Here is an 18,653-nt window from a genome sequence, read left to right as displayed (position 1 = left end):
CTATATGCTTCGCAAGAATAACTTTAGCCAGGTTTTGTGGATATAGCCCAAATTAAAAAACGTCTTTTATCAATTTTTTATGCAGGAATTGTCTATGACATAAAGCGGAAGGAACAGAATGGAAGTGAATAATTCTTTAATGAAAGGTTAAACGCAGAATAAAAACAGGCCGTACGCAACCGCTGTGGTAGCGGCTGCGCAAAATGTGTCCAGATTCAGGGAGAATTAATGGAGGAAATGGACTTCAGCGTTGCTGTTTTGCGTATCTTCTTCAGCGTTAAATAACAGCTGATGCGCCCCGGCTTCGAGGATCACCATCGATATCTGCTCTTCGCTCTGGCGAACAAAACATTCAAACTGCTCAAACGTTACGCCCGGCGTAACGGATAAAGACTGGCAAACCACCAGCTTTGGCAGATTATCATCCTGCATATCCAGGAATGCTTTTACCGTCAGTGAACTGGCATTAATCGCGGACAAATCGGCGGCCAGCGGCAGCAGTGCGGAAGGTCTGACTTCCGCCATCGCAGAAAACAGGATGACGTTATCCACCAAATCAACTTTTGCATCAAAGATGCCGTCAAAGTTCTGCATATGAGGTAAATGCAGCGCCTGACAGGTATCGCATTCAAAAAAACTCATGCCCAGGTCGTCGAGCCATTGACGCAACGTATCCAGAGTGGGAACGACCAGTGATGTCATAATAATGTGCGACCTCTAATGATGAAAAAAATACCGGCACAGCTTACGCAAAAAGAGCGTGTCATACCACGATCGCAATCGATATTGTGTTTAGCCGCCGATTTTAAGACAAAATTCAGGCGTAGCATGGCGCTCTATCCACTGGATCATCTTACCGGCAATGTCTATCCCGGTAGTTTTCTCCACCCCTTCCAGTCCCGGAGAAGCGTTCACCTCCATGACCAGCGGCCCACGCTCTGCTCGCAGAATATCAACACCTGCAACATCCAGCCCCATGGTCTGAGCGGCTTTGAGCGCAATTTCTCTTTCGCGCGGCGTGATATTCGCAATCGTGGCAACCCCGCCGCGATGAAGATTAGAACGAAAATCGCCCTCTTTCGCCCGGCGTTCAATGGCAGCCACCACCTCGTCACCCACCACGAAACAGCGAATATCCCGCCCTTGTGCTTCTTTGATATATTCCTGAACCAGAATATGCGCATTCAGCCCACGAAACGCATCAACAACGCTTTCCGCGGCCTGCCGTGTTTCCGCCAGCACCACACCGATCCCCTGTGTGCCTTCAACCAGTTTCACCACCAGCGGCGCGCCGCCGACCATATCAATCATGTCGCTGGTATCGTCCGGGGAGTGAGCAATCCCGGTGATGGGTAAATCGATTCCCTGACGCGCCAGCAGTTGCAGTGAACGCAGCTTATCGCGCGCGCGCGTAATCGCCACCGATTCATTTAACGGATAGCTACCCAACATTTCAAACTGACGCAGTGCTGCCGTACCGTAAAAGGTAATCGCTGAACCAATCCGTGGGATCACCGCGTCAAAATGGGGAAGCTGGCGGCCCTTATAATGAATAGATGACGCCGCCGGGCTGATGTTCATATAGCAAGAAAGGGGATCGATAATTTCAACCAGGTGACCGCGCTGCATCGCCGCTTCACGCAGGCGCTTACAAGAATAGAGCGTTCCGTCCCGGGACAAAATGGCAATTTTCACCCTGCACCTCTCAATGACCTGGTAAAAGCAGGCGTATCATACACTGGGTTGAAATCTTTAGCGCGTGGCCCATCCCTGTTTATGCAAATATTCGAGGATAAAGGGGCGACTTTCTTTAATGATGGTACGGCGAATGTGATCGCTCCAGGTGTCACGGCGCGTATTGCTGCCGCGGGTCAGATAGTACTGTGCGAGCTGCTCGTCATACTGTGACAAAACGTCTGTATCGAGCGGCTGATACTGGTTTTCGTGCACCACCAGCGACGCAGGCAGGCGCGGCTTGATATCCGGATTATCCGCAGGCCAGCCAAGGCACAAACCAAACAGCGGCAGAACGTGCTGCGGCAGCTTCAATAATTCAGTGACCGGCTCAATATTGTTACGCAACCCACCAATATACACACCGCCAAGCCCGAGCGATTCTGCCGCCGTCAGCGCATTTTGCGCCATCATCGCCGTATCAACTACGCCCAGCAGCAGCTGTTCTGCCAGCCCCAATTGTGCGTCAGGGCAAATCTGCAAATGGCGATTAAAGTCAGCGCAAAATACCCAGAACTCGGCGGCCTGCGCCACGTGCTTTTGACCGCCGGATAAGGTAGCCAGCGATTCACGCAGGGCCTTGTCGGTTATCCGCACAATCGTCGTGCACTGTAAAAAACTGGAGCTTGAGGTGCCCTGAGCGGCGGCAATAATCGCCTCTCGCTGTGCGTCAGAAATAGCTTCATCGGTGAAATGGCGAATGGAACGGTGGCTGCGGATTAAATCAATGGTTGGCGTCATCTCTTTTTTCTCTGTCTGAATGGGAAGAATCGTCGGGAGCGCGCGACAGGAGCCGCGGCGCCAGCAGTTGAGCAATGCGCCACATCAATATCACCGCGGCAGGGAGCATCAGCAGTACGCCCAGAAATATCATCACCACCCAGGCTAACGGGCTGTTAAACGGCGCGGGTAAAGTCAGGTAATCATTAAGCGACAGCAGCGCCAGCGATAACAAAACCATCCCCATTATTTCCAGCATCAATACGCTTTTGGGTACTACACCAATGGTGCGCATAAGCGGCCTCCCGGCGAAATGGCTTTTATTATAAAACGTTCCGCCGTGTCGTGTTTAACAGTTATAGCTTGAGGATATCAAAGCAACAGGCCGAACCTGCTTTCCATCCGTCACAAATCGCGGCATCATAATAAGTATTCGCCATCCGGCCTGATAAGTTCGAGGAGAGAGAGATGTTTGCCGTTATTTTTGGTCGTCCAGGGTGCCCGTATTGCGTGCGCGCAAAAGAATTAGCAGAAAAATTAAGCAATGAGCATGACGATTTTAACTTCCGCTACATTGATATCCATGCCGAAGGTATTACGAAAGCCGATCTGGAAAAGACGGTAGGTAAGCCAGTTGAAACCGTTCCGCAGATTTTTGTTGATCAAAAACACATCGGCGGCTGCACGGATTTTGAGGCGTGGGCAAAAGAGAATATGAATCTGTTCGCCTGATAGCAGTTTCTACGCCCTCCGCTGGAGGGCGTCATCAGTTCTTTTTCCGTCGTTGATGCTGATTGAATAAGCTACTGATAAACAAAAAACACAATGCGCCAAGCGCGCACCAAAACACCGCACTGAATAACCACGCCATCTCTTGCCACAATGAACGCGTCGGCATAAAAACGAACCGCATCAGTAACAGACAGCACGGTGCCGCCAACATTGCACCAAGAAGAGGTCTGAGCACCTCCCGCCGATGGGAGAAAAAGCTTGCTGCAGCACCAGGCAAGATAAAAAACAACAACCCGACCTCTGGATGCCCTGCCGCTCTGAATGCCCCTTTCACGTTTAGCGTTAATGAAAGACACACCACAATAAAGAGCACAAAGCAGCAGATCGCCCCCGCCCAACTTTGCTTATGTTTCAATCGTTCCTCCTGACACATTCTCTATCGAACACTCTTTTCGCCCGCAGGCGTCCAGTCAGATAAAGTAACTCGGCATTCCATGCCAAAAACACACCCACACGATTCTTATAGCCGTTGATACGTAATGAGATTAAACTATCCGCATATATTGTTATGCTGCATTAATCGGGGCTGTGTATGGTACTGTCGCCCCTTAATTTCTGGCAAAAACATTAGCGTAAATTGCCATTTCTTTCAATAGCTTACTAGTAAACAAGAAGTTAGCCTCAGTGAATATAAACGTCGCAGATTTGTTAAATGGGAATTACATCCTGTTATTATTTGTGGTCCTGGCTCTGGGCCTCTGCCTGGGTAAATTACGCCTGGGTTCAGTCCAACTCGGTAATTCCATTGGCGTTTTAGTGGTGTCCCTATTATTAGGTCAGCAGCACTTTAGTATTAACACCGATGCATTAAATCTCGGCTTTATGCTGTTTATTTTTTGTGTCGGCGTCGAAGCCGGCCCCAACTTTTTTTCGATTTTTTTTCGCGATGGGAAAAATTATCTAATGCTTGCTCTGGTGATGGTCGGTAGCGCAATGCTGATCGCCCTGGGGCTGGGTAAGCTATTTGGCTGGGACATCGGCCTGACGGCAGGTATGCTGGCCGGCTCGATGACCTCCACGCCGGTGCTGGTCGGCGCAGGCGATACCTTGCGCCATTCCGGAATGGCAGGCGCACAGCTTTCCACCGCCCTCGATAACCTGAGTCTGGGTTACGCCCTCACCTATTTGATTGGCCTGGTCAGTCTGATTGTCGGCGCGCGTTACCTGCCGAAACTTCAGCATCAGGACCTGCAAACCAGCGCCCAACAAATTGCGCGTGAACGAGGTCTGGACACCGACGCCAACCGTAAGGTTTATCTGCCGGTGATCCGCGCCTACCGTGTGGGTCCGGAGCTGGTGGCATGGGCTGATGGTAAGAATCTGCGCGAATTAGGTATTTATCGTCAGACCGGCTGTTACATTGAACGCATCCGCCGCAACGGCATCCTGGCTAACCCGGACGGTGACGCAGTGCTGCAAATGGGCGACGAAATTGCCTTAGTAGGTTATCCAGACGCGCATGCCCGCCTCGATCCCAGTTTCCGTAACGGCAAAGAAGTATTCGATCGCGATCTGCTCGATATGCGTATCGTCACTGAAGAGATTGTGGTGAAAAACCACAATGCCGTTGGCCGTCGCCTGGCCCAGTTGAAACTGACCGACCACGGCTGTTTCCTCAACCGCGTGATCCGCAGCCAGATCGAAATGCCTATTGATGACAACGTCGTGCTCAATAAAGGTGACGTGTTGCAGGTAAGCGGCGATGCCCGTCGCGTTAAAACGATCGCAGACCGTATCGGCTTCATTTCCATTCACAGCCAGGTGACCGATCTGCTGGCCTTCTGCGCCTTCTTTATCATTGGTCTGATGATTGGGATGATCACTTTCCAGTTCAGTAATTTCAGCTTCGGCATCGGGAATGCGGCTGGATTACTGTTCGCCGGGATTATGCTGGGCTTCCTGCGTGCCAACCATCCTACGTTTGGCTATATCCCGCAGGGCGCGCTGAACATGGTGAAAGAGTTTGGTCTGATGGTATTCATGGCAGGCGTCGGTTTAAGCGCGGGTAGCGGCATTGGCAATGGCCTTGGCGCCGTGGGTGGTCAAATGCTGATTGCCGGTCTGATTGTGAGCCTGGTTCCGGTTGTCATATGTTTCTTGTTTGGCGCTTACGTATTGCGCATGAACCGCGCCCTGCTGTTTGGCGCGATGATGGGCGCGCGTACCTGCGCTCCGGCAATGGAAATCATAAGCGACACGGCTCGCAGCAACATCCCGGCATTAGGCTATGCTGGCACCTACGCCATTGCCAACGTTCTGCTGACGCTGGCGGGGACACTCATCGTCATCGTCTGGCCTGGCCTTGGTTAGCACTGAAAATTACCCTTAAATGAAAATTTTTTGCAATTCAGCAGAACTTTTCTTCAAGGTGTCAGTCATAACTATTGCCACTGCTTTTCTTTGATGTCCCCAATTTGTGGAGCCCATCAACCCCGCCGTTTTGGTTCAAGGTTGATGGGTTTTTTGTTGCCTGAAATTCGCTATCCCCCCCCCTTTCTCCCCCGCCATCCCTCCCCAAATTTGCAGCACGCCGGTTATGGCGCATACTTTTAATCGGTGCTTAAAGGTGACGGGAGTTTACTATGTTGCTTGCTGGAAAGGTTGCGGTGATCTTCGGCGGCAGTGGCGCTATTGGTTGCGCGGTTGCACAAGCGATGGCGCGCGAAGGTGCTCATGTGTGCCTGGGCGCGCGCAGTCAGGAAAAGCTTGATTGGGCGGCCAGTCGCCTGCGAATGGCGGGTGGTACCGTCGATACGTTTATCACCGATGTGCTCAACGAGCACGACACCTCAACACAGGTTACCCGCCTGGTACAGCAAATCGGTGGAATCGATGTGGTGGTTAACGCGACCGGCTTTATGCATGAACAGGGCAAGCGCATCGACGCATTAACTCTCTCTGAGTTTATGAGCGGTATCACCCCTTTCCTTGCGGCGCAGTTCAATATCGCAAAAGCCGTAACCCCGCACATGGGCGGCAATCGAGCGGGCGTCATTCTCACCATCGTCGCTCCCGCAGCCCCGATGGCGATGCCCGGGCATCTCGGCCATATCGTCGGCTGTGCAGGGACGGAAGCTTTTATTAAAGCGCTTGCCAGCGAGACGGGACCAATAAACATTCGCGTCCTCGGCGTGCGCTCGCATGCGATTGTGGACGCGGTAGCGGCCGGTTCCTATACCGGGGAGATTTTCACTGCTAAAGCACAGTCAATGGGTTTAACCGTCGAACAATGGTTAGGCGGTGCGGCACAAGGCACCATGCTTAGACGTCTGCCTACGCTGGCACAAATCGCTGAGGTTACGACCTTTCTGGCTTCAGACCATGCCGGAGCAATGACCGCCACGGTGGTAAATATTACCGGGGGCGCAACCGTAAGCTAATTTACCCGTTCTTTCACGCCGTGCGCGGCTGCGATCCTTTTTTTGCACTCGCGCGGGAACACAATGCTATACCGCACATAATAACCAGCGCGCTCACCAGATGATATGAATGCAGAGTGACGTGCAAAAACATCACGCTAAATAATCCGCCACTCAAGGGAATCAAGTGTGAATAGATCTCTCCGCGGGTTGCGCCAATGGCGCTAATCCCTTTGTTCCATAATAAATATGACAGCCAGGAAGGAAAAATAACAAGGTATGCCAGCCCGGTAATAACGCCTGTATTGGCATAGCTATTCCAGCCCGGCATACCATTGCGTATCAACTCCAGAGCCAGTAGCGGAATAAGTACAATCGCACCTAACAGCGCGCTCACTGCGACAAATGCGTTTCCCTTCACCTCACGCGGTTTAACGCGTAGAAATGCACAATAAACAGCCCAACTAAGCGCTGACCCCATGGTCCAGACATCGCCCCGATTGAGATGTGTAAAAACCCGCGCATGTATCATATCGCCCTGCGACACCAGCCAGATAACACCAACAGTACTCAGGATCACACCTGCTATATTTCGCGCAGAAATCCGCTCTTTAAAAAAGAACTTATTGATCAACAAAACGAGCGCCGGGGTGGTGGACATATAAATCGCGGCATTGAGCGAAGTTGTATATTGTAGGCCGATATACAACGTTAAGGGGAAAAGAACCTGACCACAAAGCGCGAGGAAGACGATAGTACAAAAGGATTTTTTCATCACCGGCCATTGCTCTGTGACCTGACGAAAATAGAGCGCCATCAATAATAACGCGGTAAATGCCCAGCGTGCCGCTGATAAAACAATGGGATTAACTTCAGCGACCAACAGGTGACCAATCACATAATTTCCACCCCAAAAACAGGCAGCCAGACTGAGTAAAAGATAGGGCATAGTTGCGCCTTATTGTCAGTTGTACAGTATGACCACAAGGCTACGGCGGCGTGAGAATGAATGCTAATATAACGTTTTTATCCATGTGCATAGATTAAAACTATGAAATTTACGCTAAGGCAACTTGAGTTTTACATCGCACTTGCAGAAACATTACAAATTTCCAAAGCTGCTGCGCGCTGCCATATTTCTCAGTCATCAATGACCATTGCCATGCGGAACCTGGAAGAAGCATTAGACGTGCAGCTATTTGTACGTTATCCCAAAGGTGTAAAGCTCACCGCCGAGGGCGAGCGCTTTCTGGCACATGCCTGCAACATCATCAACAGTAGCCATTCGGCTGTTGACGCCCTGCATGACAGAAGTGAAATTCTCACCGGCACAGTGCGCATAGGCATTGCCGAAACGCTCTCTGCCTATCTTATCCCGGATATACTCAACGATATTGAACGACGTTTCCCTTTGTTGGAGATCGTGTTTTATGAAGCTACTGCACCGGAACTGGTACAGGCGCTCCGGGAACAAAAGGTCGATTTTTGTCTGCTTCTGACCTCAAATATCAGCCATGATAACGACCTGGAGATCGAAACATTTATTCGTTCACAGCGACGCCTGTGGACGTCTATTGGGCATCCGCTACAGAGCCAGGCATCAATCCGTTTAACAGACGTCGAGAAGCTACCATTTTTACTGCTGGAAACCGATAAGTACCCTGACGTAATCATCGATTACTGGCAGCAGCGTGGCTATACGCCCAATATCAGTTTTCGCAGCAACTCTTTTGAAGCAATAAGAAGCCTGGTTGCAAAAGGCAGAGGAATAACCATTTTATCCGACCTGGTGTATCGCCCGTGGTCACTGGATGGTCTGCGCGTCATGCACAGAACGATTGATGATTTTATTACTTATATGGATGTCGGGACGGTAAAAAAAGCCGCCCGACCGTTGACGCCAGCGGCGATGAAAGTCATTGATTTTTTACGTCAGGCCGTTACCCGCCTCGACAAACCATTTTGATGATTTTATCTCTGTGGCAATCCGGCAATACGCTCCACCATCACCAGAATATCTTCCCGCGACAGCGGTTTTTTGTCGGTGACAAAATGCAGCGTCATTCCTTCGAGAAATGCATCCAGCGCCCGCGCAGTTACCGGTTCAAACCATTGCTCCAGCGTTTGTTGACTGCGTAACATCCAGTTTTGCATCACCATTTTCAACGTCGGTTTGCGACTGGCGAAAGCATACAGTTGGTACATGAGTTCCATATTATCAGGCGTCGTCACCTGGGAGCTGTAAATCATCTCGGTAATGGCATGGCAGGCTGCCTGCGCATCCGCAACCTCGGCAAAAAAAGCCTGATACTGCTGAGACATTGTGTCAGTAAAGCGCCCGAACGCCTCCATTAAAAGCTCATCTATTCCCGAAAAGTAATAGGTCATTGAACCCAGCGGCACCCCGGCAATCATGGCGATTTTTCGGTGCGTAACCCCATGGACACCGTAGGCGATTACCGCCTTCAAGGTGGCCTGAACTATCTTTTCCCGCCGTAGCGGATCGTTCGCGCGTCGCACTGCATTTCCTCTCCTTGCATTTGTGTACAAATGTACACAGTCTTGCTAATGTTGTCTTCTTCCCTCTTTTCTTTGGCTCGAATTAATGACTGGCATCTCATCACGCAAAGCCTTAAGACGTCGCACCTGGGCGCTTTTTACGTTTTTCTTTTTACCCGGATTATTAATGGCTTCCTGGGCAACGCGTACTCCTGCCATCCGAGATATCCTCTCCATCTCCACCGCCGAAATGGGCGCGGTATTGTTTGGACTCTCTATTGGTTCGATGAGTGGCATTCTTTGTTCGGCCTGGCTGGTGAAACGATTTGGCACGCGTAAAGTGATCCGCACCACCATGTCCTGCGCAGTCCTGGGGATGGCCATCCTCAGCGCGGCGTTATGGCTGCATTCCGCATGGCTTTTCGCCTTTGGCCTGGGCGTGTTTGGCGCCAGCTTTGGCGCGGCGGAAGTCGCCATCAACGTCGAAGGCGCGGCAGTTGAGCGCGAAATGAACAAAACCGTGCTGCCGATGATGCATGGCTTTTACAGTCTGGGAACGCTGGCGGGCGCCGGGGTCGGGATGATGCTTACCGCCTTCAGCGTTCCAGCGACCGTACATATTTTACTGGCGGCAATGGTGGCAATCACGCCTATCTTTATCGCCATCAAGGCCATTCCAGACGGCACGGGTAAGAATGCCTCTGACGGCTCTCACTCCAGCGAAAAAGGTGTGCCTTTCTATCGCGACATCCAGTTGCTGCTGATTGGCGTCGTGGTGCTGGCAATGGCGTTTGCTGAAGGTTCAGCCAACGACTGGCTTCCACTGCTAATGGTGGATGGCCACGGGTTTAGCCCGACATCAGGCTCGCTGATCTATGCTGGATTTACGCTGGGTATGACCGTGGGTCGATTCACCGGCGGCTGGTTCATCGACCGCTACAGCCGCGTCGCGGTAGTGCGTGCCAGCGCGCTGATGGGTGCGCTTGGCATCAGTCTGATCATTTTTGTCGATAGCACATGGGTCGCGGGTGTTTCCGTTATTCTCTGGGGGCTTGGCGCATCGCTCGGCTTCCCGCTGACCATTTCAGCAGCCAGCGACACCGGTCCCGATGCGCCAACCCGCGTCAGCGTTGTGGCGACCACCGGCTACCTGGCATTCCTGGTAGGGCCGCCGCTGCTGGGCTATCTGGGTGAACACTACGGCCTGCGCAGCGCTATGCTGGTAGTGCTGGCGCTGGTGCTTGTCGCCGCCATCGTCGCGAAAGCGGTGGCGAAACCGGATCTCAAAAATACCCCTGTGATGGAGAACAGCTAATGAGTATCAAATTAATTGCGGTCGACATGGACGGCACATTTTTAAGCGACCAAAAAACGTATAACCGTGAGCGGTTTATGGCGCAATACCGCCAGATGAAAAAGCAAGGTATCCGCTTTGTCGTCGCCAGCGGCAACCAGTATTACCAGCTCATCTCCTTTTTCCCCGAGCTGGCCAATGAAATCTCATTTGTCGCAGAAAACGGCGGTTGGGTGGTCAGTGAAGGGAAAGATATTTTTAACGGTGAACTGGCAAAAGACGATTTCAAGGCCATCGTGGATCATCTGTTGACCCGTACGGACATCGACATTATCGCCTGCGGTAAAAACAGCGCCTATACGCTCAAAAAATACAGCGATGAGCATAAATCCGTTTCTGCCATGTACTATCATCGTCTTGAATTTGTGGATAATTTTGACAACCTCAACGATGTTTTCTTCAAGTTCGGGCTGAATATTTCAGACGACCGCATCCCGCAGGTACAGGCCGATCTCCATCAGGCAATTGGCGATATCATGGTACCGGTGCATACCGGCTACGGCAGCATCGATTTAATTATTCCCGGTGTGCATAAGGCAAACGGTCTGCGCCTGCTGCAACAACGCTGGAATATTAGCGACGACGAGGTTGTTGTGTTTGGCGATGGCGGAAATGATATTGAGATGCTGCGTCAGGCGGGATTTAGTTTCGCAATGGCCAACGCTCACGAACCGGTTATCCAGGCAGCGAAATATCGCGCGGGGTCAAACAACGAAGAGGGTGTGCTGGATGTTATCGACCGCGTCTTAAAAAATGAAGCCCCGTTTTCGCATTAAGGCCTCAGCACAGACGGCAACAAAATGATGTAATGAACTATTCATAATCCGCCTCACATTAACCCGCTGGATTATTACTTCCAGTGAATATTTCAGGCGAGCGGATCATGAAGAAAAGTGTACTGATGGCGACATTGTTGCTGGGTTTTGCGGGGACAGCATTTGCGCAAAGCGTTACCGTAGATGTGCCAAGCGGTTATAAAGTGGTGGTCGTGCCCTCTTCCGTCAGCGTTCCGCAGGCGGTCAACGTGACGACCGCGCCACAAACAGTGTATGTTGCTCCAACACCCGCCCCGGCACCTGTCTATCGCGCACATCCCTATGCGCGACATGTTGCCAGCGTAGGTGAAGGGATGGTTATCGAACATCAGATTGACGACCATCACTGAGTTTCGTCAGGCCCGGGCAACCGGGCTTCAGCCTTCCCGGGAATTCCCTACCCGTTTATCTTTCAGGAAGATAACCATCAAAATTAGCCACAGTACGCCGCTTGCCAGATTAAACAGGCTGAATAAGCCGTTTCCTCCCAGCAGATAAGCGTGTTTACTCAGTTCAATACCGACGGTGAAAATCAGCATCTGCAACATGCCCATGGCGGCAGAAACCGTCCCCTTACTCATTTCACTGGCAAACAGCGTCAGGCGGACCAGCCCCGCATTCGCCACGCCAATGCCAAACGCATAGATACTCAAACCCGCCGTCATCCACAAATACGCATGGGATGACACCACCGTGGCCGCCGCGGCAATCAGCAGCCCGACGGCGATTGGCCAGCCGCCCATGATAATCAGCGAACGCACGGTCTTGCGCGAAGTTAGACGCGCCAGCACCAGGTTACCGGCAATCAGCGCACCAAAAATCGGCACCTGCAACAGGCCATATTCGTAACTGCTGAGATGTTCACCGCTGATGATAATAATCGGCGACTGGGCAATCCACGCCAGTAACGGCAGGCTGACAAAACCCAACGCCAGCGCGCCCGCGACAAAACGCACGTTCCTGAGCACCAGCTTATAATCTTTGCCCAACTCTTTAATGGACAGCTTTTCACCCAGCCGGGTCGCCGTTTCCGGCATCGCGCGTTGCAGGCCAAAGAAGGAGATAGCTGCAAGAGCGGCAAACAGGATAAACATCCCTTCCCACGGCAGAACATGTACCCAGGCCGCGCCAACTAACGGTCCCAGCAGCGGCGCAATCAGCGCCACGTTTGCCATCAGCGCGGTAATTTTTATACACACTGCTTCCTCAAAGGACTCCTGAATGGCGGCGTAACCCACCGCGCCAATAAAGCACAGGCTTATCCCCTGCAAGAAACGCAGAAAGGTGAATTGCTCAATATTTTGTGCCAGCAGAGTCGCAAGGCAGGTCACAATGAACCAGAGTACGCCGGTTAACATCACCGGGCGACGACCAATACGATCCGACAGCGGCCCTAACAGCCACTGTAAAAACATGCCACCCGCCAGATAGGCAGTCATGGAAGTGGGCACCCAGTCTAATCCGGCCTGATATTGCTCCACCACCGCCAACATTCCGGGCTGGATCATATCGTTACCGATATAAGTAGAGAATTCGTAAAGCACCAGACAGAGAGGGAAAAGTAATGCCTGACGCCCTAACCGGGCGCCTGAAGATAAACGGTTTTGCATGCAGTCTCTTAGCAAATGAAAAAACGCGCAAAGTGTAATAAATGCGCCGTACTGGTGATAGTGAATTATGTGATTTGAAAGCAAAATGCGCACATTTTTACATTCATTTGCTCAAGAACATTTTGCTTTAAGGTTAATTTAAGTTGAGGCCGCTATCATGCTTAATAAGTCTCATTAATTGTCTTAAAAATAGTCATTTAGCCGACAAATAAGACAAGACCGCTTTTTATCCCTTAACAGCAATTTTATGCTCTCCCCCTATGGGCCTTTTAACGAGAACACTGAGTCTGGACGTTATGCTGGAAAATCTTAATAATTCGCTGTTTTACCTGATCAACGCAACGCCGGATTCTGCGCAATGGGCTATTTCGCTGGCCATATTTATTGCCAAAGATTTAATCAGCATTGTCCCGCTGTTAGCCGTTATTCTCTGGCTTTGGGGACCGCGCGCTCAGGTTACTCTTCAGCGCCAGTTGGTCATAAAAATGGCGATAGCGCTGGCAGTTGGCCTGACTATTTCGTGGCTGATGGGGCATCTGTTCCCCCACGATCGTCCGTTCGTTAACCACATCGGGTACAACTTCCTCCACCATGCGGCGGATGACTCTTTCCCGAGCGATCACGGCACGGTTATCTTTACTTTTGCTCTGGCTTTCCTGTTCTGGCATCGCCTGTGGACCGGCGCGCTGCTGATGGTTGTCGCCGTTGCGATTGCCTGGTCACGCGTTTACCTTGGCGTACACTGGCCGCTGGATATGTTGGGAGGATTCCTGGCTGGGCTGATCGGCTGTCTGAGCGCTCAGATGATCTGGCAACGGTTCGGCGCCACCCTGTATTTCGGCTTGCAGACCTGCTATCGCACCTGTTTCGCTCTGCCCATCCGTAAAGGCTGGGTGCGTGACTAACCCACGGTAAAAAGAGTAGTATTAGGCGCAATACGAGCACTTATTCTACTCTCCAGGGGAACTATGGAAACTCGACGCGACGAGCGTATTGGTCAGTTGCTACAGGCGCTGAAACGCAGCGATAAATTACACCTCAAAGAAGCCGCGACGCTGCTGGGCGTATCTGAGATGACCATTCGTCGCGACCTGAATAATAACAATGCGCCTGTCGTCTTGCTCGGGGGCTATATTGTTCTGGAGCCCCGCAGCGCCAACCACTATTTAATCAGCGATCAAAAATCCCGTCTGGTTGATGAAAAACGCCGTGCCGCCCAGCAGGCGGCGAGCCTCGTGCAGGCGCATCAGACCATCTTTTTCGACTGCGGCACGACCACGCCGTGGATTATTGAGGCTATCGACAATGAACTGCCTTTCACCGCAATTTGCTACTCGCTGAATACGTTTCTGGTGTTGCAGGAAAAACCGCAGTGCCGCGTCATTCTGTGTGGCGGGGAATTTCATGCCAGTAACGCCATCTTCAAACCGCTCGATTTCCAGGAAACACTGAATAATCTGTGCCCGGATATCGCCTTTTATTCTGCGGCAGGTGTGCACATTGAGAAAGGCGCGACCTGTTTTAATCTGGAAGAATTAGCGGTGAAACACTGGGCTATGTCGATGGCGCAGCATCACGTTCTGGTGGTCGACCACAGCAAGTTTGGGAAGGTACGTCCGGCGAGGATGGGGGAATTAAAACGTTTTGACACCATCATCAGTGATAACCGCCCCGACGATGAGTTTGTTGAATACGCCAAGGCGCAACGCATAAAGCTGTTGTATTAGGTGATACTGCCGGACAGCGATAGTAGCGCCATCCGGCAATCGATTAGATTAAGAGAACCAGCCGCCAAACCACTGGTGGAACTTCATCATCACAAAATCCCACATCCGGCTAAAGAAACCACCCTCTTCCACCGCTTCCATCACCATCAACGGACGCTGCTCGATAGATTTACCGTTCAACTGGAAGTCGATAGTCCCCACAACCTGTCCCTTTTTCAGCGGCGCGGTTAATTGCGGCTCGGTCAGCGTAAAGCTGGCTTTCAGGTTCTTAAGCTGACCGCGCGGGATAGTTACCGAACCCGCTTCCCCGGCCCCCAAATTGACTTCACTCTTATCACCAAACCAGACGCGCTGAGTCACGAAGGTGGCATCCGGTTTAATCGGCGTAACGGTTTCAAAGAAGCGGAAGCCCCAGGTCAGCAGTTTTTCTGATTCATTAAAACGGATACGGTCGGTTTTCGCCCCCAGCACGACGGAGATCAGGCGCATATCGCCCTGAGTCGCGGAAGCGACGAGGTTATAACCCGCGCCCGCCGTGGTACCGGTTTTCATTCCGTCCACGTTCAGATTGGTGCTCCACAACAGACGGTTGCGGTTCGGCTGGCGAATTTTATTAAAGGTAAACTCTTTCTCTTTGTGAATAGCGTACTCTTCGGGCACATCGTGGATTAACGCCTTGCCGAGCAACGCCATATCACGCGCAGTACTGAACTGCCCTGCCGCATCCAGGCCATGCACCGTCTGGAACGTGGTATTGGTCAGTCCCAGTTTTTTCGCGTAACCGTTCATCAGACCGATGAAGGACTCCTGGCTCCCGGCAACGTAATCAGCGAGTGCAATACAGGCGTCATTACCTGACTGAATAATAACGCCTTTGTTCAGATCGGATACCGCAACCTGATCGCCTGGTTTGAGAAACATAACCGACGAACCACGCAGGGCCGGATTACCGGTCGCCCAGGCATCTTTGCCTACGGTGACCATGTCGTTGAGGTTAATTTTTCCGGCCTTCAGCGCCTGACCAACCACATAGCTGGTCATGATCTTGGTCAGACTGGCAGGATCCAGTTTCTCATCAGCATTACCTTCCGCCAGCACCTTGCCGCTGGCGTAATCCATCAGGATCCATGCACGCGCGTCCACGCTCGGAGGAGCCGTGGGTTGCTCCGCCGCCTGTACGGTCGGCGCCAAAAGGATTAAGAGTGCAGAACCAGCAGCAAAGCTGCGAAGTGAAGAGAAGTATTGCGTCATAAATGCCACCCGAGTATCCATTCTAAAAAACCACGTCATACCACACCGTGTTTACACAAAACTGGCCAGACAACCTCGGCCAACCCATTGCAGAAAAAGTCTGATGGATGACGTGTAAAATAAGTGCGGTGAGTAATAACGCACTAACGAGCTTAAAGAAACCGTAAGTTGGTAAAGTTTTTAAAGTTTATGCAATAACGCCGCGCAGCGCTGCCCCTGGCACGATTTTTTTAGACGTTGTTGCGTAAATATTAGGTTTACCCCACCATGTGAGCGAGTCAGAGGGTATCTGCAGCCATAAAGCTGCTCAATTAATTTGCGGGGTTACTATGATTACACTGTGGGGTCGCAATAACTCGACCAACGTAAAAAAAGTATTGTGGACGCTCGAAGAACTTGAACTGCCGTATAACCAAATTCTGGCAGGCGGACAGCATGGCGGTAACCGCGATGCCGACTATCTGGCACTGAACCCGAACGGGTTGGTCCCACTGCTACGCGATGATGAAACGGGCGTTGTCCTGTGGGAATCCAATACCATTGTCCGCTATCTGGCGGCGCAGTACGGGCAAAAGCGTTTGTGGGTTGAGGCACCTGCCGCGCGTGCCGTCGGTGAAAAGTGGATGGACTGGGCGAACCAGACGCTGAGTCCTGCACACCGGGTCATCTTATTTGGTCTGGTCAGAACGCCGGCCGATCAACGTGACATGGCAGCCATTGAGGCCAGTACTCAGGTTTGCGATAACCTGTTTGCTATTCTGGATAACGCGCTGGCGGACCAGCCGTGGTTTTCCGGAGCTGAATTTGGCACGGCGGATATCGCCATTGCCCCATTCGTCTATAACCTGTTCAACGTTGGCCTGACCTGGACCCCGCGTCCACACCTGGAACGCTGGTATCAGCAACTGACTGAACGCCCGGCATTTCAAAAAGTGGTGATGATCCCGGTCAGCTAATCAGCTCAGGGACTCACCTTCAGTAATTCCCCGTCGGACTCGTCGGTTAACACATACAAATAGCCGTCTGGTCCGACGCGCACGTCGCGGATCCGCTGTCCCCTTTCCTGCAACAGACGCCCCTCTTCGGTGACCCTATTCCCTTTGACGCTCAGCACGATCACCTCTTTATCTTTCAACGCGCCGATGAACAGCTTCTGCCGCCATTGCGGGAAGGTATCGCTATTATAAAAAGCCATGCCGCTCACTGCCGGTGACTTTTCCCAGTAAAAGATAGGTTGTTCTGTCCCCGCGACAATTTGGCCCTTTGCTTCGGGAATTTTGAGACCACTGTAGTTAACCCCCCAGGTCGCTATCGGCCAACCGTAGTTTTTGCCTCTTGCGGGGATATTGATTTCATCGCCTCCACGCGGACCATGCTCATTGAGCCACAGCGCATCGCTCCATGGATTCATCGCCATACCTTGTGGATTACGGATGCCATACGACCAGATTTCTGCCCGCGCCCCCGCCTGATTCACGAACGGATTATCCGGTGGCGTTTTGCCCTCGTCAGTCAGACGAACCACTTTGCCCTGCAATTTATCCAGATCCTGCGCGGTTGCACGTTGGTTATTCTCACCCAGGCCAATAAACAGATAGCCATGGCCATCAAACACCATGCGCCCGCCAAAATGGTTTCCGGTTGAGAGCTTGGGCTGTTGGCGAAAAACGGTCTGGAACGCTTGCAGGTGTTTGAGATCGTCGCTCAGTCGCCCATAGCCTACCGCCGTGCCGGCTTTACCCTCGCTGTCGGCTTCAGCGAAGCTGAGCCACACTCGCCGGGAGTGTTCAAAATCAGGCGCTAATGCCACATCCAACAATCCCCCCTGACCATTCGCCCAGACTTTAGGTACGCCGGTCAGCGGGTCGGAAAGCCCCTTATCAGGCTGCCAGAGTCGAAGCTGTCCGCCTTTAAGGGTAATTAACATACCGCGATTATCGGGTAAAAAGGCCAGCGACCACGGGTGATCAAGTTTGGTTTGCAGCACCTCCACCTTTACCGCGGCGGCATAAGAGGAAAATAGCGCAAGTGGGATAGCACAGAGAAAGAGTCGACGCATAACACCTCCTTAATGGCTCTGCATAAAGCGTAGCCAGCAGGGGGAATTACCCTGTCACATTTACATAATCTTAACGAAAAGGGGGAGCGCCCTCCCCCTGATTCAGACGTGTTCCAGCGTTGGGTAAGATTGCAAACACTGGATACTCAGCGCCAGCGTTGTCAGGCAGTTTTCCAGTTTCTCTGCGTTAACGGCGATAAAGGTCGGACAATCGTGATGTCCACTCATAAGACAAACAGCGGCGGCGGCTAACGCCCCTTCAGCACGATGCAGGGCATTCCACTCTTCCTGATCCAGATGCATACCGTGGAGCTGTGATTGCTCGTGCAGTTCGCGATTCAGTACAAAAAAATTATCGCGCAGACGATCGCTCTCACTGACTGACATGTAGCCTTTCGCTTTTCTCAACAGCAGATAAGCGGCAAGTTCGATACGGGCGTTTATCAATTTGTTGAGAAGATCGGTTCTCAGTCTGTCAACAACCATACTTTGTTCCTCCTCTTTCCAACCATGGTGCAACTTAATAGTATGGTTGTTTTTTGTACAAATAGATGTCCTACATCAATAAAGCCCAATTGATTAACATAATTTACAATGTTACAACCCCAGCAAGTTACGCTGCCGCTAAGACACGCAAATCTGGCTGGTGACAATATGCAAAATGAGAAGTGAGTTTTCCCCTGCGCCTTATACCGATCAGATATAGATGTACCGTGACGGCATCTGTATAATC

21 protein-coding genes are annotated in these 18,653 nt (G+C 51.7%); 10 read left to right on the top strand and 11 right to left on the bottom strand.

Going from position 1 to position 18,653, the window contains the following annotated elements; all coding sequences use genetic code 11:
* Window positions 1–225: 225 nt before the first annotated feature.
* From ACVXHP_RS00970 to ACVXHP_RS00955, 4 genes are all read right to left on the bottom strand, one after another.
* Window positions 226–702, bottom strand: coding sequence for a type III secretion system chaperone family protein (locus ACVXHP_RS00970; protein ID WP_042309517.1), 477 nt, complete (start codon window positions 700–702; stop codon window positions 226–228).
* A 90-nt stretch (window positions 703–792) separates the two neighbouring features.
* Window positions 793–1,695, bottom strand: a complete 903-nt coding sequence (gene rimK, locus ACVXHP_RS00965) for a 30S ribosomal protein S6--L-glutamate ligase (protein WP_200007060.1) — start codon at window positions 1,693–1,695, stop codon at window positions 793–795.
* 57 nt (window positions 1,696–1,752) lie between these two features.
* Window positions 1,753–2,475: a nitroreductase NfsA gene (nfsA, locus tag ACVXHP_RS00960; protein ID WP_447570697.1), complete on the bottom strand. Its 723-nt coding sequence runs from the start codon at window positions 2,473–2,475 to the stop codon at window positions 1,753–1,755.
* Window positions 2,459–2,749: a YbjC family protein gene (locus ACVXHP_RS00955; RefSeq protein ID WP_447570696.1), complete on the bottom strand. Its 291-nt coding sequence runs from the start codon at window positions 2,747–2,749 to the stop codon at window positions 2,459–2,461. The genes nfsA and ACVXHP_RS00955 overlap by 17 nt, the downstream gene beginning before the upstream one ends.
* Before the next feature lie 173 nt (window positions 2,750–2,922).
* On the opposite strand from ACVXHP_RS00955, the gene ACVXHP_RS00950 reads away from it, so the two are divergent.
* Window positions 2,923–3,186: a GrxA family glutaredoxin gene (locus ACVXHP_RS00950; protein ID WP_016152408.1), complete on the top strand. Its 264-nt coding sequence runs from the start codon at window positions 2,923–2,925 to the stop codon at window positions 3,184–3,186.
* A gap of 34 nt (window positions 3,187–3,220) precedes the next feature.
* On the opposite strand, the gene ACVXHP_RS00945 is transcribed toward ACVXHP_RS00950, so the two are convergent.
* Window positions 3,221–3,601, bottom strand: coding sequence for an inner membrane protein YbjM (locus tag ACVXHP_RS00945; protein ID WP_137366272.1), 381 nt, complete (start codon window positions 3,599–3,601; stop codon window positions 3,221–3,223).
* Window positions 3,602–3,870: 269 nt separating this feature from the next.
* Here ACVXHP_RS00945 and ACVXHP_RS00940 point away from each other — a divergent pair, with 269 nt between their 5' ends.
* Both ACVXHP_RS00940 and ACVXHP_RS00935 read left to right on the top strand, forming a co-directional pair.
* Window positions 3,871–5,556 (top strand): aspartate:alanine antiporter, encoded by a 1,686-nt coding sequence (locus tag ACVXHP_RS00940; RefSeq protein WP_038639225.1) that lies wholly within the window; start codon window positions 3,871–3,873, stop codon window positions 5,554–5,556.
* A gap of 272 nt (window positions 5,557–5,828) precedes the next feature.
* On the top strand, window positions 5,829–6,626 hold the full coding sequence (locus ACVXHP_RS00935; RefSeq protein ID WP_447570695.1) for an SDR family NAD(P)-dependent oxidoreductase: 798 nt from the start codon (window positions 5,829–5,831) through the stop codon (window positions 6,624–6,626).
* A gap of 13 nt (window positions 6,627–6,639) precedes the next feature.
* On the opposite strand, the gene ACVXHP_RS00930 is transcribed toward ACVXHP_RS00935, so the two are convergent.
* A complete protein-coding gene (locus tag ACVXHP_RS00930) occupies window positions 6,640–7,554 on the bottom strand; it encodes a DMT family transporter (protein WP_447570694.1) in 915 nt (304 codons plus the stop codon).
* 102 nt (window positions 7,555–7,656) lie between these two features.
* On the opposite strand from ACVXHP_RS00930, the gene ACVXHP_RS00925 reads away from it, so the two are divergent.
* A complete protein-coding gene (locus ACVXHP_RS00925) occupies window positions 7,657–8,571 on the top strand; it encodes a LysR family transcriptional regulator (protein ID WP_200007070.1) in 915 nt (304 codons plus the stop codon).
* A 5-nt stretch (window positions 8,572–8,576) separates the two neighbouring features.
* On the opposite strand, the gene ACVXHP_RS00920 is transcribed toward ACVXHP_RS00925, so the two are convergent.
* Window positions 8,577–9,125 carry a TetR/AcrR family transcriptional regulator gene (locus tag ACVXHP_RS00920; RefSeq protein WP_304697649.1) on the bottom strand — a complete coding sequence of 183 codons (549 nt, stop codon included), beginning with the start codon at window positions 9,123–9,125 and terminating at the stop codon, window positions 8,577–8,579.
* Window positions 9,126–9,210: 85 nt separating this feature from the next.
* Here ACVXHP_RS00920 and ACVXHP_RS00915 point away from each other — a divergent pair, with 85 nt between their 5' ends.
* The 3 genes from ACVXHP_RS00915 (at window position 9,211) to ACVXHP_RS00905 (ending at window position 11,623) form a co-directional block, all read left to right on the top strand.
* Complete coding sequence (locus tag ACVXHP_RS00915) at window positions 9,211–10,419, top strand: MFS transporter (protein ID WP_200007074.1); 1,209 nt, start codon at window positions 9,211–9,213, stop codon at window positions 10,417–10,419.
* Window positions 10,419–11,234, top strand: a complete 816-nt coding sequence (locus ACVXHP_RS00910; protein WP_447570693.1) for a Cof-type HAD-IIB family hydrolase — start codon at window positions 10,419–10,421, stop codon at window positions 11,232–11,234. Before ACVXHP_RS00915 ends, ACVXHP_RS00910 begins: the two co-directional genes overlap by 1 nt.
* 107 nt (window positions 11,235–11,341) lie before the next feature.
* Complete coding sequence (locus ACVXHP_RS00905) at window positions 11,342–11,623, top strand: hypothetical protein (RefSeq protein WP_447570692.1); 282 nt, start codon at window positions 11,342–11,344, stop codon at window positions 11,621–11,623.
* A gap of 27 nt (window positions 11,624–11,650) precedes the next feature.
* On the opposite strand, the gene ACVXHP_RS00900 is transcribed toward ACVXHP_RS00905, so the two are convergent.
* Complete coding sequence (locus tag ACVXHP_RS00900) at window positions 11,651–12,883, bottom strand: MdfA family multidrug efflux MFS transporter (RefSeq protein ID WP_447570691.1); 1,233 nt, start codon at window positions 12,881–12,883, stop codon at window positions 11,651–11,653.
* 296 nt (window positions 12,884–13,179) lie between these two features.
* Between ACVXHP_RS00900 and ybjG the strand changes: the two genes are divergently transcribed.
* A complete protein-coding gene (gene ybjG, locus ACVXHP_RS00895) occupies window positions 13,180–13,788 on the top strand; it encodes an undecaprenyl-diphosphate phosphatase (protein WP_038639201.1) in 609 nt (202 codons plus the stop codon).
* 63 nt (window positions 13,789–13,851) lie between these two features.
* Window positions 13,852–14,610 carry a DNA-binding transcriptional repressor DeoR gene (gene deoR / locus ACVXHP_RS00890; RefSeq protein ID WP_447570690.1) on the top strand — a complete coding sequence of 253 codons (759 nt, stop codon included), beginning with the start codon at window positions 13,852–13,854 and terminating at the stop codon, window positions 14,608–14,610.
* A gap of 48 nt (window positions 14,611–14,658) precedes the next feature.
* On the opposite strand, the gene dacC is transcribed toward deoR, so the two are convergent.
* Window positions 14,659–15,861, bottom strand: coding sequence for a serine-type D-Ala-D-Ala carboxypeptidase (dacC, locus tag ACVXHP_RS00885; RefSeq protein WP_032940149.1), 1,203 nt, complete (start codon window positions 15,859–15,861; stop codon window positions 14,659–14,661).
* A 329-nt stretch (window positions 15,862–16,190) separates the two neighbouring features.
* Between dacC and ACVXHP_RS00880 the strand changes: the two genes are divergently transcribed.
* Complete coding sequence (locus tag ACVXHP_RS00880; protein ID WP_447570689.1) at window positions 16,191–16,817, top strand: glutathione S-transferase family protein; 627 nt, start codon at window positions 16,191–16,193, stop codon at window positions 16,815–16,817.
* A 5-nt stretch (window positions 16,818–16,822) separates the two neighbouring features.
* Here ACVXHP_RS00880 and ACVXHP_RS00875 read toward each other — a convergent pair whose 3' ends face one another.
* Window positions 16,823–17,920 (bottom strand): PQQ-dependent sugar dehydrogenase, encoded by a 1,098-nt coding sequence (locus ACVXHP_RS00875; RefSeq protein WP_447570688.1) that lies wholly within the window; start codon window positions 17,918–17,920, stop codon window positions 16,823–16,825.
* A 102-nt stretch (window positions 17,921–18,022) separates the two neighbouring features.
* On the bottom strand, window positions 18,023–18,406 hold the full coding sequence (bssR, locus tag ACVXHP_RS00870) for a biofilm formation regulator BssR (RefSeq protein WP_200007086.1): 384 nt from the start codon (window positions 18,404–18,406) through the stop codon (window positions 18,023–18,025).
* Between the last annotated feature and the right edge of the window lie 247 nt (window positions 18,407–18,653).

The sequence above is a fragment of the Citrobacter freundii complex sp. 2025EL-00176 genome (assembly GCF_053309355.1).
Note: the sequence above shows the minus strand (reverse complement) of the source record. Positions and strands in the feature narration are given on the sequence as shown.